Source organism: Streptomyces sp. R35, from assembly GCF_041053035.1.
Lineage (GTDB): Bacteria > Actinomycetota > Actinomycetes > Streptomycetales > Streptomycetaceae > Streptomyces > Streptomyces lutosisoli.
Genome location: NZ_CP163440.1, coordinates 7,160,224 through 7,176,533, shown reverse-complemented (window position 1 = coordinate 7,176,533; position 16,310 = coordinate 7,160,224). Strand labels below are relative to the sequence as shown.

Below are 16,310 nucleotides of genomic sequence, written 5' to 3'. Positions count from 1 at the left end.
GGCTCCTCCTCCTTTCACGCCCCCGGCGACGGCGCCCCGTCCGGAAAGTCACGCCCCCCATGTCCCGCTTCCTCATTCGCCGAGTCCTCGGCGCACTGGTCATCCTGCTGATCATCAGCGCCATCACCTTCTGGCTCTTCTACGCCATCCCGCGTGACCCGGCGATGATGTCCTGCGGCAAGAACTGCACGCCCGACATGCTCGCGCAGATCCGGCACAACCTGGGCATCGACCACCCGATCCCGGTGCAGTACTGGGACTGGCTCAAGGGTGTCTTCGTCGGACGCGACTACGGGAGCTTCGGGAACTGCAACGCCCCCTGCCTCGGCTACTCCTTCGCCAACCGCGAGCCCGTTCTCGGCACGATCCTGGACCGCCTGCCGACGACCCTCTCGCTCGCCCTCGGCGCGGCCGTCGTCTTCCTGATCTTCGGCGTCGGCGCGGGCATGCTGGCCGCCCTCAAGCAGGGCAAGTTCCTGGACAAGTTCGCCAGCTCGGCCTCGCTGTTCGGCTCCTCGCTGCAGATCTACTTCGTCGGCTACATCGCGATGTTCTTCTTCGTCTCGAAGCTGGGCCTGTTCGCGCAGCCGTCGTACACGCCGCTCACCGAGGACCCGGTCGCCTGGTTCTCCGGGCTGCTGCTGCCCTGGCTGACCCTGGCGATCATCTTCACCGCCAACTACACCCGTATGACGCGCTCCCAGCTGGTCGAGCAGCTCAGCGAGGACTACGTCCGCACCGCCCGCGCCAAGGGCCTGTCCCGTGCGAACGTCTTCTTCCGGTTCGCCTGGCGCGGTGCGATGGGCCCGATCGTCACGGTCTTCGGCATCGACCTGGGCACCCTGGTCGGCGGCGCGATCATCACCGAGTCGACCTTCAGCATGCAGGGCGTCGGCCGCCTCGCGGTGGACTCCGTGGTCAAGAGCGACCTGCCCATGCTGCTCGGCGTCACCGTCCTGTCGGCCGGCGCGATCGTGCTCGCCAACATCGCCGTCGACGCCGTCTACGCCCTCATCGACCCGCGGATCCGGCTCGCCTGACCCCGGGCACCCCGCCCCCGACAGCTACCCCCGGCATCACCCCCCTCAGGAGCGTCCCCGTGACGAGCACCGATCAGCAGCCCTTCCTGTCCGTCAGGGATCTGAAGGTCCACTTCTCCACCGAAGACGGCGTCGTCAAGGCCGTCGACGGTCTCACCTTCGACCTGGCCAAGGGCAAGACGCTCGGCATCGTGGGCGAGTCGGGCTCGGGCAAGTCCGTCACGAACCTGACGATCCTCGGCCTGCACGACCGCGACCGCACCGCCATCGACGGCGAGATCCTGCTCGACGGCAAGGAGCTGCTGACCGCCTCCGAGCGGGAGCTGGAGCAGCTGCGCGGCAACAAGATGTCGATGATCTTCCAGGACGCGCTGGCCTCGCTGTCGCCGTACCACACCATCGGCAAGCAGATCGGTGAGACGTACCGCAAGCACACCGGCGCCTCCAAGAAGGAGGCCCGGGAGCGGGCGATCGAGATGCTCAAGCGCGTCGGCATCCCGCAGCCGGACGTCCGTGTGGACGACTACCCGCACCAGTTCTCCGGCGGTATGCGCCAGCGCGCGATGATCGCGATGGCGCTGGTCTGCGACCCGGAGCTGCTGATCGCGGACGAGCCGACGACGGCGCTCGACGTGACGGTGCAGGCCCAGATCATGGACCTGCTGAAGGACCTCCAGCAGGAGTTCGGCACGGCGATCATCTTCATCACCCACGACCTGGGTGTCATCGCCGACATCGCGGACGACGTGCTGGTGATGTACGGCGGCCGGTGCGTGGAGCGCGGCACCAAGAAGGAGGTGCTGCGCGAGCCGCAGCACCCGTACACCTGGGGTCTGCTGGGCTCGATGCCGAGCCTGGACGGTCCGGTGGACGTACCGCTGAACCCGATCCCCGGTTCTCCTCCGTCGCTGCTGAACCCGCCGACCGGCTGCCGCTTCCACCCGCGGTGCACCTTCACGGAGAAGATCGAGGGCGGTCTCTGCTCCACCGAGCAGCCGCTGCTGACGATCACGGACGGGCGCGGTGCCGCCTGTCACCTCACGGCGGACCAGCGCCACGAGTTCTTCGCCGACTACGCCGCGACCCGGTCGCACTGACGTAACTGAGACGGGATTTCACGATCATGAGCAACACGAACCCCCTCCTGGACGTCACCGGACTGACCAAGCACTTCCCGGTGATGGGAGGCTTCCCCTTCAAGCGGAAGATCGGTGCGGTCCAGGCCGTGGACGGCCTCGACTTCCAGGTCGCCGAGGGCGAGAGCCTGGGTCTGGTCGGCGAGTCCGGCTGCGGCAAGTCGACGACGGGCCGGCTGATCACGCGCCTCCTGGAGCCCACCGGCGGCAAGATCAGCTACCGCGGCCAGGACATCACGCACGCGGGCCGCAAGCAGCTGGCGCCGATCCGCTCCGAGATCCAGATGATCTTCCAGGACCCGTACGCGTCGCTGAACCCGCGTCAGACGGTCGGCAAGATCATCTCGGGCCCGATGGAGATCAACGGGATCAACCCGCCCGGCGGCCAGGAGAACCGCGTACGCGAACTCCTGGAGACGGTCGGCCTCAACCCCGAGCACTACAACCGCTTCCCGCACGAGTTCTCCGGCGGTCAGCGCCAGCGCATCGGCGTGGCAAGGGCGTTGGCGCTCTCGCCGAAGCTGATCGTGGCGGACGAGCCGGTCTCGGCGCTGGACGTCTCGATCCAGGCCCAGGTCGTGAACCTCCTCCAGGACCTCCAGCGGGACCTGGGCATCGCGTTCGTCTTCATCGCCCACGACCTCGCCATCGTCCGCCACTTCTCGCAGCGCGTGGCGGTCATGTACCTCGGCAAGATCGTGGAGATCGCCGACCGCGAGGACCTGTACGAGAACCCGCGCCACCCCTACACGCGCGCGCTGCTGTCCGCCGTCCCCGAGGCCACGGCGGACGACGTTCCGGCCCGCGAGCGCATCCTCCTCACCGGCGACGTGCCCTCCCCGCTCAACCCGCCGTCGGGCTGCCGCTTCCGCACCCGCTGCTGGAAGGCGACGGAGAAGTGCGCGACGGAGGCTCCGCCGCTGGTCCAGGTCGAGGGCAACAAGGACGGCCATCTGACGGCCTGCCACTACCCGGAGACCACGGCGGACCTGGCGGTACCTGCGGCCCGCAAGTCTCTGTAGGACCCCCGGCGACGCCCTGACACACCCCAATTCGTCGGGGCGCCGCCGCACGGGACCGGAAACGTCGGCCCATTGACCCGAGCCATATGACGATCCCGGCTCCCGGGGAAGGAAGGCCCGTGCACCCTTCGGGACGCACGGGCCTTCGTCTGTCCACGGCCGGCATCAGGCGCGCGGCGCGCCGCCGTACTCCTCGACCACCGAGAGCCAGCGGGGGCCGTGTTCGACGACGATCCGCAGTTGGCGGTTGTTCTCGCCGGTGCCCGTGTAGGTGTCGACGGTCCGGCCCCCGGCGCCCGTGGTCGTCACGTGCGAGGTCGCGCCGCAACCGGAGGCGGCCTCGCGCAGGCTGGAGAGGGCGGTGGCGAGTGCGGCGGTGCCGTCCTGCCCGGCGTCGTACTCGGTGTAGTCGTGGCCCGCCCTGGCCCCGCGGTCCCCGTGGTAGGCGGTGCTGTAGCGCCAGGGTCCGCTCGACGTCTTGAGGACCTGCTCCACCGCCGCGCAGTCGCCCAGCGAGCCCATGGACAGGGCATCGTCCGACTCGTCGTCCCGCTGCCAGTGCCATTGCCCGTACAGCGGCAGCTTCTTGGCGGCCAGCAGGTCCACCACGCCGTTCTTCTTGTACGGCGTGTCGCCCAGCTCGGACGACGGTGAGGCGGTCGCTGTGGGCGCCTTCGCCGGCCGGGTCTCCTCCGCCGGACCGTTGCCCGGCAGCACCGCCCAGGTCACCGCGCCCGCCACCGCGACGACCGCCGCGGCCACGGCGGTCGCCCGCCGCCGGGCGAGCCGCCGGTCGCCCCTGGCACGCAGCTGGGCCCCGGAGGGCATCCGTACCGTGATCTCATCCAGCAGTTCCTCGACCTCAGCCATGGCTGGCCACCCCCTCGCCGGTGAATGTGGGATCGACCTCGGCGAGCCGTTCGCCGAGGATCCTGCGGGCCCGGCTGAGCCGGGTGCGGACGGCGCCGTTGGAGGCGCCGGTCTCCCGGGCGACCTGCTCCACCGGCAGATCGAGGAGATGGTGGAGCACGACCGCCTGCCGCTGGTCGGGGGTCAGCTCCCGCAGGGCGGCCACCAACGCCACCCGGTCGCCGGAGAGTTCCGGCACGTCCGTCTGCGGGCCGTGCCGGAAGTGCGCGCGCAGCCGTCCCCGGGTGCGCCGCCAGGTGCTGATCGCGAGCCGCATCGCCACCGTGCGGACCCACGGCAGCGGGTCCCCCTCACGCGTGAGGCGGTCCCAGCGCTGCCATGCGCGTACATACGCCTCCTGCACCGCGTCCTCCGCCTCGCCCAGGTCTCCGGTCATCGCGTAGACCAGGGCGACCAGGCGTTTGGCGGTGGCGGCGTAGAACACGTCGAATTCCTCCGGCTGCGCCGGCATCCCCGTTCCCCCGTCCGTCAGGCACGTTCCCGTGCTGCCCACTTGCTGCTGCCTAGGACACGCTCGGGCCGGCCGCGATGTTACGAGAGATCCCCAACCTGTTTCCCGCCCTGCCGCAGCGGCCCGGATCAGCGATGGGCGGATCCGTGCCGGATCCGAGGGGCTGTGAGCGGGCATGATCGGGGCCGCTGGTGGCACATGTCTGCCGATCGCTCATGGCAAGGCCTCCGCCTTGGCAACAGAGAGCGGGCGCTCGTCTCGCTACCCTCAAGGTATGGACGGCAACGCCGTGCTGTTCGGCCCGTGGACGGTGGAGACCGGCGACTTCCGTCGTTACGGAAAGGCAGGGAACGAACGGCGCGTCTGAAGGCCCGACGCCCCCGCCAATCAACTGCCTTACGGCGCCCCACCCTTCGCGACGGTCGACCTCGACTACGCGGCGGCCGATCGAAGCCGCCTCACGGGTGGGCGAGGACTACGAGGCCCCTTTCATCTTCAGGCCCGGTCCAAGTCCAGCTCCCCCACCACCTGATCCCCGCTCATCTCCCCCGTACGCCGGAACCCGAGCCGCAGATAGAACTCCTCGGGTCCGCCCTCGCCCTCGCCCCAGGTCACGGTGACCCGGGACTGGCTGCCGCGCCTGCGGATCTCCTCGCAGACGGCCTCGACGGCGAACCGGCCGTAGCCGCACCCCTGCCGGCCGTCGGCGATGTTGAGTCGCCAGAGGCCGGAGCGGGGGCGGTCGTCGGGGTTGTCGGGGTCGAAGCGGATGTCGAAGAAGGCCATCACGAACCCGACGAGTTCCTCGCCGTCGAAGATCAGGCGGGGCCAGGCGGTCTCGGGGTGCACATAGGCCTCGGCCAGTGACTTCACCACCGGGGACACGAACCGTTCCTGCTCCGGCCGCACCTTCAGCGCGATGGCCGCGTCGACGTTGTCCGGCGTCACCCTCTCCAGGCGCAGACCGGCCGCCACTAACCCAACTCCCCGCGCTCCACGCAGAATTCATTGCCTTCCGGGTCCGCCAGGACGACCCACCCGCCACCGTCCGGACGCGTGTGGTCCGCGATCTGCCGGGCCCCGAGCCCGAGCGCCCGCTCGACCTCGGCCGCGCGGGTGCGTCCGTGCGGCTGGAGGTCGAGGTGGACGCGGTTCTTGGCCGCCTTCTCCTCCGGGACGTGCACGAAGAGGAGGGTCGGCCCGCCGGACGGGTCCACGATCACCGCTTCCGGGTCACCGGGCTTGTCGTCGTCGGCGAGCGGCCGGCCGAGCAACTCGCTCCAGAACAGCCCGAGATCGTACGGGTCGCCGGTGCAGTCGAAGGTGAGGGTGCGGATGGTGGGGTTCAACGGCCCTTGTTCTCCCATGTTCTAGGCCCCGGTCCGGCCGTCGGCCAGTTCGCGCAGGATGTCGAGGTGGCCGTTGTGGCGGGCCGTCTCCTCGATGAGGTGGAGCAGGATCCAGCGCAGGTCGACATGGCGGCCGTCGCGGATGGGGCGCTCGGCCTTGTCGTCCAGGGAGTGCTCAGCGACCAACTCGCGGTAGCGGGCGGCCTGTTCCTCGTACTCGGACAGGAGGTCGGCCAGCGGGATGTCGACGGCGATACGCATCTCGCGGTCGGGGTCCTCGTCCGTCCAGGGCCCCTCGTCCTTCTCACCGAGGAACACCACCTGGAACCACGAGTATTCGACCCAGCGGAGGTGGCTGATCAGTCCGCAGAGGGTCATCAGCGGGGAGCCCGGCAGCGGGGCCTTGCGGGCATCCTCCGGGGAGACGCCCTCGCACTTGGCGCGCGCCGTGGCGCGGGCGTAGTCGAGGAAGGTGGTCAGCTGGGTGCGTTCGTCCCAGGCGGAAGGCGTGTCGGTTCGAGTCATCGGGGTGAAGCATCCCCGGCCGTCCGTTCGATGTCGAGCGATTAAGAACCCGCCTTCCGTACGGGGTTGTCGACGCCCGCGCGGGAGAGTCAGACTCTCCCTCCATGGCCCTCCACCTGCGCGGCACCGTCCTGCCCGACGGCGTCGTACGCGACCTCTGGACACTCGGCGACCGGATCACCTTCCAGCGCCCCGCCGCCCCCGCCGCCACCGTCGCCGACGGCGGTTTCCTACTCCCGGGCCTGGTCGACGTACACACGCACCCGGGGGCCGCCGGCGACTCCCTCGTCTTCGACCCGGACGTCTTCGCCGAGCAGATCGCCGCCCACCGCGACGCGGGGACCACGGCCCTGCGCTTCCCCGGGCTGCTGGGCGAGGTACCCGCAGCGCTGCGGGACGCGCCGGACTCTCCGCGCATGATCACGGCGGGGCGCTGGCTGGCCTGGGCGGGGCTCTCGAAGAGCGCCGGGTTCCACACGGTGACCGATGACCTCGTCGCCCTGGCGGTGGCGGAGGCGAAGGCCCACGACGGGTGGTGCAAGCTCCTGGGCGACTGGGACTTCGAGGCGGCGCCGGTGCCCTGCGAGCTGCTGCGCGCGGTCGTCGACGGCGTGCACGCGGCGGGTGGGCGGGTCGCCGCGCACTGCCAGTCGGCGGAGGGTGTGCTGGGCGCGGCGCGCGCCGGCGTCGACTCGATCGAGCACGGGATGGGCATGCCGGAGGAGAGCGTGGGGCTGATGGCCGCGCACGGGACGTCGTACGTTCCCACCCTCACCGCCTTCGCCCGCAGCGCACCCCGCATCAAAGACAACGCCCGGGGCCGGCTCTGGCACGAGGGCCACCGCACGATGATCCGCCGCGTCCGCGAGGCGTACGACGCCGGTGTCACCGTCCTCGCCGGCACGGACTCCGCGCCGTTCGGCAATGTCGCCACCGAGGTCGAACACCTCATCGCGGCCGGGCTCCCGCCCGAGACCGCGGTCGGCGCCGCCAGCTGGACCGCCCGCACCTTCCTGGGCCTGCCCACCCTGACGGAGGGCGCCCTCGCCGACATCACGGTCTACGACGCCGACCCCCGCCTGGAGCCCGGCACCCTGCGCCACCCCCGGCGCATCGTGCTGCGCGGCCGGATCGTCCGCTGACCTCGCGTCACTCGTCCCTCGCCACCAGCTCCACCTCGAACCCGTCCGCGTTCTCCAGATACGCGGCGCAGTGCTCGGTCCCGCCCGCGTACGGATGCCGGTCCGGGAACAGCAGCGTCCAGCCGTACGCCGGCGCCTCCTCGACCAGCGCGTCGAGTTCCGTGCGGCTCGCGATGTGGAAGGCGAGATGATTGAGCCCGGGCCGCAGCCGGTCATGACGCTCTCCCACCAGCGCAGGCGACTGCTCGACCACCAGGTACGTCTCCCCCAGACGCCAGCTCCGGCCGTCCGGCCAGTCCTGGTACGGGGCGTACCCGAGCTCCTCCAGCAACCAGCCCCACGCCTCCACCGCCCGTCCCAAGTCGGGTACCCACAGCTCGATGTGGTGCAGCATTTCCTCGCGGCCTCCGTGAGTTCCCGTTCCTGGGGGCTGCGCCCCCAGACCCCCTGAAGACGGGGGTGGTTCATTTGCCAGCGGACCGGTGGGGGCTGGTCGCGCAGTTCCCCGCGCCCCTGAAAGGCAGGCGGCACCGATGCTTTCAGGGGCGCGGGGAACTGCGCGAGCAACCCCCACCCACCCGCACCCGACACAGAACCGAACGGGGTCTAGGTCGGAGCCCAAGACCGGTGCGCGGGGGTCAGTTCACGGGCCGCCTCGCTCAGCGAGGGGAAACAGACGTGGGCGCGGGCGAGTTCGGCGGGGCTGTGCGTGGAGGCCACGGCGTACACGGTGCAGCCGGCCGCGAGGCCCGCCTCGATGCCCGCGGGCGAGTCCTCGACCACCACGCACCGGGCCGGGTCGACGGCGAGCCGCGCGGCAGCCGTGAGATACCCCTCCGGCGAGGGCTTGCCCTCGGAGACGTCCTCGGCGCACACCCTCACCTCAGGCACGGGCAGTCCCGTACGGGCGAGGCGGGCCGCCGTGGGGGTCGCGCGGCTGGAGGTGACGACGGCCCACAAGTGCGGTGGCAGGGCGTGCAGCAGGGAGGCCGCGCCGTCGAAGGCGCGGAAGCCGGGCTCCTCGGCGGCCATCAACCGGTCCAGCACCCGGTGTTCCTCGACGGGGTCGAGATCCGGGGCGACCCGGCGCAGTGTGTCCGTCCGGCGCCTGCCCTGTGTGGCCCGCCAGACGGCATCGGGGTCCAGGCCGTGCAGCCGCGCCCAGGCCCGCCAGACCCGGCCGTGCGCGTCCGCGGTGTCGATCAGTACGCCGTCCACGTCGAAGAGCACCGGCGTCACCGTCCCGACATCGAGGTTGTCGCTCCTCAACTCCCCATCCCTTCACCTTGGTTGTTTCCTTCCCGAATTCCTTCCCGATCATGGGTTCGAGCGGGCCCCCGGACTGAGAGACTGCTGCGATGGCTGACCGTTCGTTCAGTGATGTCCCGCTCGCCGCCCTGTACGACGCCCTCAATCCATGGGGACCGAGCGACGACTTCTACCTGGACCTGGTGATGTCCGCGCGTTCCGTGCTCGATGTCGGGTGCGGTACGGGGCGGCTGTTGGGGCGGGCCCGGGAGGCCGGGCACCAGGGGCGGCTGTGCGGGCTGGATCCCGCCGCGGCCATGCTGGTGCGGGCGCGGCGCCGGGAAGCCGGCGTCGAGTGGGTGCTCGGGGATCTCGGCTGTGCCCGCTGGCAGCGGGAGTTCGACCTCGTCGTGATGACCGGGCACGCTTTTCAAGTGCTCGTCGGGAACGAGGAGTTGCGCATGGCTCTCGCCTCCGTGCGGGACGCCCTCAGCGACGAAGGGCGGTTCGTCTTCGAGACGCGGAACCCCGCCGCCCGCGCCTGGGAGTCCTGGACCCCGGAGCGCGTGCGCGAAGTGACCGACGCGCACGGCGATGTCGTACGCGTCTGGCACGAGGTCGAGTCGCCCGTGCTCGGAGACCGCGTGACGTTCACCGAGACCTTCGACCACCCGGCGTGGCAGCGACCGCGGGTCAGTCGCAGCACGCTGCGATTCCTGGGCGCGGATGCCCTGTCCGGGTTCCTCGGCGAGGCCGGGCTCGTCGTGCGGGAGCAGTTCGGGGACTGGGGGCGGGGGCCGCTCACCCCCTCCGCCCCCGAAATCGTCACCGTCGCCCAGCGGCAGCTCACCCGATGACCACCACGCGTGCCCACGGGGGCGGCGTGTCCGGTTCGTAGTCGGGGTCGTCCTCGCCGTCCGACGGGTCTTCCCGCCGCCGGGGGAACAGACCCACCACCGTCCGGCACGGTGGCCGCGTCTCCGGCCAGGGTGTCTGGCCGTCGGTCAGGACCACGATGACGTCGGGGCGGGGCCGCGCCCGAAGGGCTTTGGCGAAGCCCGTGCGGAGATCCGTACCCCCGCCGCCCAGCAGGGGGATGCCCTCGGCACGGCACAGCGGGTGCGCGATGCGGGCCGCCGCGTCGCACGGCACCACGGTGATCAGGTCGCGACGGCCGCCCACGGCACGGGAGATCGCGGAGACCTCCAGGAGCGCGCTGCCCAGTTCCGTGTCACTTACCGACCCGGAGGTGTCGATGACGACAGAGACCCGGGGCGGCCTGCGGCGGAGGCTCGGCAGGACGACACCGGGTACGCCGGCCGAGCGCCGCGACGGGCGGCCGTAGATGTAGTCCTCGCCAGCGCCGGGGCCTGAGGCCGCCGAGCGGACCGCCGCTCCCAGCAACTCCCGCCACGGCTGCGGCGGGTGGAACGCGTCCTCCGCCCACCGCTGCCACGCCTTCGGGGTGCTCCCCGGACGGGCGGTGATGCCCTGGGCCACCCGGAACCGCACGGCGTCCCGCTCCTGCGCGCTGAGGCCGTGCGCGCCGTCCGGTCCGAGGTCCCACTCCCGTTCCAGTCCGTCGGCGCCGCTGCCGCAGTCCAGCCAGGCGAGGCTCTGCGTATGCGGCCCGAGCCGGAACTGGCGCAGGTAGTCCTCCATGAGCTCCCCCGCGGGCAGCCCCAAGGACCCCGGCTGGACCGCGCCTTCGGGCCGGACCAGCCCGTCGCCGAACACGTCGTCGTTGATCTCGCAATCCGCGGCGATGTTCATCCGCAGCCGTTCCGCCGGACCGGTCAGCCCGTGCTGCCGCGCGAACCGGTCGCTGCGCCCGTGGTGGTCGCGCAGCAGGTGCGACACCTCGTGCACCCATACGCCGGCGAGTTCCTCCACCGGCGTCCGGTCCACGAACCCCGGCGAGACATAACAACGCCAATGCCGGTCGACGGCCATCGTCGGCACCCGCCGCGACTCCACGGTGTGCAGGGCGAACAGCGCCGTCGCCAAGTAGGGCCGGGCACGGGCGGCCTGAAGCCGGGCGGCGAAGAGTTTGCCGAGGTCCAGTGGTCGGGATGCGTCCGGAGTCATCGGTGCGTGCGGGCTCATCGGTACGTGAGGGGTCTCCGGTGCGTGCGGGGTCATCGGTGTCCCTGTGGCCATCGGTGCATCCGCGGCCATCGGCACGTCCGCGGTCATCGGCCGGCCTTCGCGGCGACGGCGGCGGCGCGGGCCGCCACTCGGTCTGCCGCCTGGTCCGCCCGCCGGGACACGGACACCGCTCCGGCGAGCCGCTCGATCGATGCCGGAACGTCCCAGTCCTCCTGCCGCAGCGAGGCGAGTGTGGTCGCGGGGACGACCACCAGGTCCGGGGCTCCGGTCTCCACCGCCCGGACCAGGAGTGCCCAGGCCGCGTCCCAGCGGGACTTCTCCGGGCGCCGCCGGACCGCGGCCACCACCCCGTCGAGCACGGCCTGGCGCAGATCCCCCCGCTCGGGCAGGGCGGCACCGGCCGGGTCGGCGAGCAGTGTCTCCGGGTCCGGGAGGTCCATCCGGTCGAGGCTTGCCAGCAGTTCCAGCCCCGGACCGTCCCCCACAGTGCCCCTGACCAGCAGGGAAAGCACTTCCCGGGAGGAGCCGGCCGCGGTCGCGAAGGCGATCAGGCTCAGGGTCATCTCCCAGCTTCGGGGTGACGGCCAGGGGCCGCCCCGGCGCGTCTCACTGCTGGGCAGTTGGTGCACCAGCTTGGGGCGGCCGGTGAGGAGCCCGCACACGGCACGACGGGCGAAGTCCACGGCCTCCGGCAGCCTCGCCGGGTCGAGTCGCGGCAGTGTGGCCCGGGGCCAGGTCCCGCCGAGGCCGCGTACGACGACGTCGTGGTCGTGGGTCCACTGGAGGTGGACGAACCGGTTGGCCAGCGGCGGGCTCAGCTCCCAGCCGTCGGCCGCCGAGGACCGCGGATTGGCGGCGGCCACGATCCGGACGCCCGGCGGCAGTCGCAGGGCGCCGATCCGCCGCTCCAGCACGAGGCGGAGCAGCGCGGCTTGAACCGCCGGTGGCGCGGTGGACAGCTCGTCCAGGAACAGCAGCCCCCGGCCGGCCCGCACCAGTCGTACGGCCCAGTCCGGCGGGGCCATCGGGACGCCCTGTTCCGCGGGGTCGTCGCCGACGATGGGCAGCCCGGAGAAGTCGGACGGCTCGTGCACACTGGCGATCACCGTGGTCAGCGGAAGGTCCAGCGCCGCGGCGAGCTGTGTCAGGGCCGCGGTCTTGCCGATCCCCGGCTCACCCCACAGAAGCACGGGCAGGTCGGCGGCCACGGCCAGAGTCAGGGCCTCCAGCTGGATGTCGGGGCGCGGTTCGGTGGTGGCATCGCGCAGCAGGGTCAACAACTCGGCGGCGACGTCGAGTTGTGAGGCGTGAACCTGGTCGGAGGGGGTGTCGGCAGTGGCGTACGGGGTGCAAGCGGGCATGTTTCATCACCTTTGGTTTCGTAGTGGGCCAAGTCGGCCCAGGGGATGGCCAAGTGGGTGCGGGACAGACGTCCCCCGTCAGCGAGAGCGCGGTCGGCGAGAGCCGGGTCAGCGAGAGCCGGTCAGCGAGGGGACATATGGCGCGGGTGTGTGCGGTGGCCGGGAGGACGGCTCGGGCCCGGGGTGAGACGGCCGGATCGAGGTCCGGGTCCGACCAGGCCCGCCCTGAACAGTCCGTAGGTGATCCGCCGCAGCGCGGCGGCCTCCAGTTCGTCCCGCAGAGCGCCGCCGCGCAGCACCGCGTCGGGGCCCAGCAGGCCTTCGACGACGGCCAGCGCACCGGCGATGTCGCCGTGGTGCAGGCGTTCACGGACACCGGTGAGGCAGTCCGGACGGCGGTGCGCCTCGTCGATGGCCCGCAGGCACGGCAGCGGAGTACCGGTCAGTGCGACCAGCAGTTCCTCCCGGCGGATCTCGTCCGGGTCGTGGTCCAGTGGCGCCAGTACCCCGTCGACCAGGGCGATCCGGTGCTGGGCTCCCCGGCACTCCACGATGCGCGGTTGTCCCGCCCGGTCCGGCCGGTCCGGAGTCCAGGAGGAACCGGCCGGCGAACGATCCGGTACGAGCGCCGAGGCGACCAGCGGGTGCAGCTGACCGGCCTCGATCGCACCGGTGCGGATCAGTTCCAGGTCGGGCAGCACCCAGGTCGCGGCGTCGGGCAGCACCGGCAGCGCGGAGAAGGTGCCGTCCGTGGGCGCTGCCGCAATCCGCAGGGCGGGCGGCCCGAGGCCGTCCCCGTCCCCGGCGAGGTCCAGCAGCAGCCGGTGCCGGCCCCCGAACCGCACGGCCACGGCACCGGTCGTCCGCCCCTCGGCGCGGAGCAGGATCCCCGCCTCGGCCGCCCACCGGTCGACGGCACAGCTGCGCCCCCGCGGCACCAACCCCAGCGGGTCCGGTTCCGCGGAATGTCCGTCGGCGGGCGGCCGGTCGGCCCCGGAGCGAACCCGCAGCTCCCCGGCCCTGCGCGCGTCCCACAAGTGGCGGTGCAGGTCGAGGCGGAACCGCGGGCTGGGATGGGGATGAGGATGCGGATGCCGGTCGATGCCTGCCCCGAAGGCGGATCCGTCGAGGGATCCGTCCCACAGCGCGAGGCTGATCCGCTGCCCGCCGTCCGCCCAGGCCGGCGGAGTCCGGACCACAAGGTGCACCGGGCGCGCACCGTCGCGCCCCGCGGCGTCGTGCTCGTACTCGTACTCGTACCGAGCCAGAGCGATGGTCAGACCGGGCCGCAGCAGCCCGTCAGGAGCGATCCTCGGCATGTGCCAGCGCAGCAGGTCGGGAGCCAAGTGGCGCAGATCGGCCCGGACTTGGGCTACGAGGTCGTGGCCATGAGTGCGCGCCACGGAACGCAGGTTGAAGTCGACGTCGATGCCTGCGGCGGCGCACGCCCCTGCCCAGTCCCCGGCAGAGCGGCGGGCGGTCGCAGTCTCGATCATGGACGGCGGCACGGCGAACTCTCGCACGCGCGGCCAGAAGGAAAGGCGCCAGCAGGAAAGGGAGGAGTCCCCGTACGCGGTCTGAGTGAGCATCAGCACTCACCTTGCGTGGACGGGGCCCCCAATCTCTGAACAGAGGGAGTCATCATCGCGGGGAGCATAGCCTCCCTGACCGCGATCTGTCAGGTGCCTTCGTTCCGTCAGGCGCCTTCCTTCTGCCAGGCGCCGTCGTTTGACGTGCCACCCAGGACCCGGCTTCGGCGGGACACTGATGCCGGGTCCAGAGAGGTGGTCCTAGTCGTCGTTGCCCTCCAGCGCCGCCAGCGCCGGGTCCAGCACGATGTCCTCGGCCCGCGCCTCGATCGTCGGGTCCTCGGGGAAGTGACAGGCCGTCAAATGCCCCTCGGCGTTGCCCGACAGCCGGATCAGTGGCGGTTCCTCCTGTGCGCACTTGTCCTGCGCCTTCCAGCAGCGCGTACGGAAGCGGCAGCCGGAGGGCGGCGAGATCGGGGACGGCACATCGCCCTGGAGGCGGATGCGTTCCTTCTTCTCGGCGTCGATGTCCGCGTCGGGAACGGCCGACATCAGCGCGTGGGTGTAGGGGTGGCGCGGTCCGGTGTACAGCGACGTACGGTCGGCGATCTCCACGATCTTGCCGAGGTACATGACCGCCACGCGCTGCGAGAAGTGGCGGACGATCGCGAGGTCGTGGGCGATGAAGACGAACGCGATGCCCATCTCCCGCTGGACCTCCTGGAGCAGGTTGACCACCTGCGCCTGGATGGAGACGTCGAGCGCGGAGACCGGTTCGTCCGCCACGATCAGCTTCGGCGAGAGCGCCAACGCCCTGGCCACGCCGATGCGTTGACGCTGACCGCCGGAGAACTCGTGCGGGAAGCGGTTGTAGTGCTCGGGGTTGAGGCCGACGGTCTCCAGGAGTTCGCGTACGCGGGCCTCGCGGCCGCCGGGCGGATTGACGCCGTTGATCTCCATCGGCGAGGAGATGATGGTGCCGACCGTCTGGCGGGGGTTCAGTGAGGCGTACGGGTCCTGGAAGATCATCTGGATCTCGGAGCGGATCGGGGCCAGCTGGCGCCGGGTGGAGCGGCTGATGTCCTTGCCCTGGTACGAGATCGTGCCCTGCGTGGGCTCCAGGAGACGGGTCAGCAGCCGTCCCGTCGTGGACTTGCCGCAGCCCGACTCGCCGACCAGGCCCAGGCTTTCACCGGCGAAGACGTCGAAGGAGACGCCGTCCACGGCCTGCACGTCGCCGATCGTGCGGCGGATCGGGAAGCCGCCCTTCACCGGGAAGTACTTCTTCAGGTCGCGCACCCGCATCAGCGGTTCGGCCGGGTCCGCGTCCCGCTGCCCGGGGATCACGTCGGCCGCGACCGCGGTCTTCTCGTCGCTCACAGCGTCGCTCACAGTCAGTCCCCTCAGCCCAGCCTGGGCCGAATCGTTTCGGTGAAGATGCGGCTCTTCTGGTCCGGCGTGAGGTGGCAGGCGGCGCCGCGCCCCACCGGCAGTTCGGGCCGGATGTCCACACACCGGTCGGAGCCCTCGACCTCGCTCCGGAAGGCGCACCGCGGATGGAACGGGCATCCCGAGGGAGGGTTCAGCAGCGACGGGGGTGTGCCCGGAATGGGGGTCAGCGGCTCGTCCACGTCCGCCGACAGGCGCGGCATGGAGGCCAGCAGGCCCCAGGTGTACGGGTGTTGCGGACTCTTGAGCACCTCGCGGACCGTGCCGCGCTCCACCGCCCGCCCCGCGTACATCACGAGCAGGTCGTCCGCCATGTTGGCAACCACACCGAGGTCATGGGTGATCATGATGATCGCGGAGCCGAACTCCTGCTGGAGGTCCTTCAGCAGGTCCAGGATCTGCGCCTGGACGGTGACGTCGAGGGCCGTCGTCGGCTCGTCGGCGATCAAGAGGTCCGGGTTGCAGACCAGGGACATCGCGATCATCGCGCGCTGGCGCATACCGCCGGAGAACTGGTGCGGATAGTCGTCCACGCGCTGTTGGGGGTGCGGGATGCCGACCTTCCCCAGCATCTCGATGGCCCGGTCCCGCGCCTCCTTCTTGGACGCCCCGGTGTGCTTGCGGAACGGCTCGCCGATCTGCCGGCCCACGGTGTGGTACGGCGACAGCGCGGTCAGCGCGTCCTGGAAGATCATCGCCATCTTGTTGCCGCGCAGCCGCTCCAGCTCGGTCTCGGTGGCGGTGATGAGTTCCTTGCCGTCGAGGACGATCTCGCCCTCGATCGTGGTGTTCAGCGGGGAGTGCAGGCCCAGAATGGTCAGGTTGGTGACGGACTTCCCGGACCCGGACTCGCCGACGATGCCGAGTGTCGTACCGCGTTCCAGGTCGAAGGAGAGCCCGTCGACCGCCTTGACGACGCCGTCCTCCGTGGAGAACCGCACCTGGAGGTCACGGACCGAGAGGAACGCGTCGGAGCCGGCCGGCGCCGCGCCGTCCTCGGGCTTGGTGAGTGTGGTCAC

17 protein-coding genes are annotated in these 16,310 nt (G+C 71.2%); 5 read left to right on the top strand and 12 right to left on the bottom strand.

Annotated features, from left to right (window positions below):
* Nucleotides 1-59 precede the first annotated feature (59 nt).
* From AB5J50_RS32635 to AB5J50_RS32625, 3 genes are read left to right on the top strand one after another with little or no spacing between them, the layout of a single operon-like run.
* Nucleotides 60-1,040 (top strand): ABC transporter permease, encoded by a 981-nt coding sequence (locus tag AB5J50_RS32635; protein WP_327431499.1) that lies wholly within the window; start codon nt 60-62, stop codon nt 1,038-1,040.
* A gap of 59 nt (nt 1,041-1,099) precedes the next feature.
* The gene (locus tag AB5J50_RS32630) at nt 1,100-2,137 is read left to right on the top strand and encodes an ABC transporter ATP-binding protein (RefSeq protein ID WP_369261825.1); all 1,038 of its coding nucleotides are present in this window, start codon (nt 1,100-1,102) and stop codon (nt 2,135-2,137) included.
* Nucleotides 2,138-2,163: 26 nt separating this feature from the next.
* Nucleotides 2,164-3,198 carry an ABC transporter ATP-binding protein gene (locus AB5J50_RS32625; RefSeq protein ID WP_369261823.1) on the top strand — a complete coding sequence of 345 codons (1,035 nt, stop codon included), beginning with the start codon at nt 2,164-2,166 and terminating at the stop codon, nt 3,196-3,198.
* Between the two features lie 165 nt (nt 3,199-3,363).
* On the opposite strand, the gene AB5J50_RS32620 is transcribed toward AB5J50_RS32625, so the two are convergent.
* The 5 genes from AB5J50_RS32620 to AB5J50_RS32600 form a co-directional block, all read right to left on the bottom strand.
* On the bottom strand, nt 3,364-4,068 hold the full coding sequence (locus AB5J50_RS32620) for a hypothetical protein (RefSeq protein ID WP_369261821.1): 705 nt from the start codon (nt 4,066-4,068) through the stop codon (nt 3,364-3,366).
* On the bottom strand, nt 4,061-4,579 hold the full coding sequence (locus AB5J50_RS32615) for a SigE family RNA polymerase sigma factor (protein ID WP_369261819.1): 519 nt from the start codon (nt 4,577-4,579) through the stop codon (nt 4,061-4,063). The genes AB5J50_RS32620 and AB5J50_RS32615 overlap by 8 nt, the downstream gene beginning before the upstream one ends.
* Nucleotides 4,580-5,074: 495 nt before the next feature.
* The gene (locus tag AB5J50_RS32610; protein ID WP_369261817.1) at nt 5,075-5,554 is read right to left on the bottom strand and encodes a GNAT family N-acetyltransferase; all 480 of its coding nucleotides are present in this window, start codon (nt 5,552-5,554) and stop codon (nt 5,075-5,077) included.
* Nucleotides 5,554-5,928 carry a VOC family protein gene (locus tag AB5J50_RS32605; RefSeq protein WP_369261815.1) on the bottom strand — a complete coding sequence of 125 codons (375 nt, stop codon included), beginning with the start codon at nt 5,926-5,928 and terminating at the stop codon, nt 5,554-5,556. Before AB5J50_RS32605 ends, AB5J50_RS32610 begins: the two co-directional genes overlap by 1 nt.
* A 21-nt stretch (nt 5,929-5,949) precedes the next feature.
* Complete coding sequence (locus AB5J50_RS32600; RefSeq protein WP_369261813.1) at nt 5,950-6,453, bottom strand: DinB family protein; 504 nt, start codon at nt 6,451-6,453, stop codon at nt 5,950-5,952.
* A 104-nt stretch (nt 6,454-6,557) separates the two neighbouring features.
* On the opposite strand from AB5J50_RS32600, the gene AB5J50_RS32595 reads away from it, so the two are divergent.
* Entirely contained in the window at nt 6,558-7,595 is a 1,038-nt protein-coding gene (locus AB5J50_RS32595; protein WP_369261811.1) for an amidohydrolase family protein, read from the top strand.
* A 7-nt stretch (nt 7,596-7,602) separates the two neighbouring features.
* On the opposite strand, the gene AB5J50_RS32590 is transcribed toward AB5J50_RS32595, so the two are convergent.
* Together AB5J50_RS32590 and AB5J50_RS32585 are read right to left on the bottom strand one after the other, a co-directional pair.
* The gene (locus AB5J50_RS32590; RefSeq protein WP_369261809.1) at nt 7,603-7,989 is read right to left on the bottom strand and encodes a VOC family protein; all 387 of its coding nucleotides are present in this window, start codon (nt 7,987-7,989) and stop codon (nt 7,603-7,605) included.
* A gap of 212 nt (nt 7,990-8,201) precedes the next feature.
* Nucleotides 8,202-8,864 (bottom strand): HAD family hydrolase, encoded by a 663-nt coding sequence (locus AB5J50_RS32585; RefSeq protein WP_369261807.1) that lies wholly within the window; start codon nt 8,862-8,864, stop codon nt 8,202-8,204.
* Between the two features lie 89 nt (nt 8,865-8,953).
* Here AB5J50_RS32585 and AB5J50_RS32580 point away from each other — a divergent pair, with 89 nt between their 5' ends.
* Nucleotides 8,954-9,700 (top strand): class I SAM-dependent methyltransferase, encoded by a 747-nt coding sequence (locus tag AB5J50_RS32580; protein ID WP_369261805.1) that lies wholly within the window; start codon nt 8,954-8,956, stop codon nt 9,698-9,700.
* Here AB5J50_RS32580 and AB5J50_RS32575 read toward each other — a convergent pair.
* The 5 genes from AB5J50_RS32575 to AB5J50_RS32555 all read right to left on the bottom strand — a co-directional run bounded on the left by AB5J50_RS32575 (nt 9,690) and on the right by AB5J50_RS32555 (nt 16,310).
* Nucleotides 9,690-10,931, bottom strand: a complete 1,242-nt coding sequence (locus AB5J50_RS32575; RefSeq protein ID WP_369261803.1) for a VWA-like domain-containing protein — start codon at nt 10,929-10,931, stop codon at nt 9,690-9,692. The two genes, AB5J50_RS32580 and AB5J50_RS32575, sit on opposite strands and share 11 nt — an antisense overlap.
* Before the next feature lie 104 nt (nt 10,932-11,035).
* Complete coding sequence (locus AB5J50_RS32570; protein WP_369261801.1) at nt 11,036-12,313, bottom strand: AAA family ATPase; 1,278 nt, start codon at nt 12,311-12,313, stop codon at nt 11,036-11,038.
* 122 nt (nt 12,314-12,435) lie between these two features.
* A complete protein-coding gene (locus AB5J50_RS32565) occupies nt 12,436-13,902 on the bottom strand; it encodes a hypothetical protein (RefSeq protein ID WP_369261799.1) in 1,467 nt (488 codons plus the stop codon).
* Between the two features lie 201 nt (nt 13,903-14,103).
* The gene (locus tag AB5J50_RS32560; protein WP_369265577.1) at nt 14,104-15,189 is read right to left on the bottom strand and encodes an ABC transporter ATP-binding protein; all 1,086 of its coding nucleotides are present in this window, start codon (nt 15,187-15,189) and stop codon (nt 14,104-14,106) included.
* 56 nt (nt 15,190-15,245) lie between these two features.
* Nucleotides 15,246-16,310 (bottom strand): ABC transporter ATP-binding protein, encoded by a 1,065-nt coding sequence (locus tag AB5J50_RS32555; RefSeq protein ID WP_327431483.1) that lies wholly within the window; start codon nt 16,308-16,310, stop codon nt 15,246-15,248.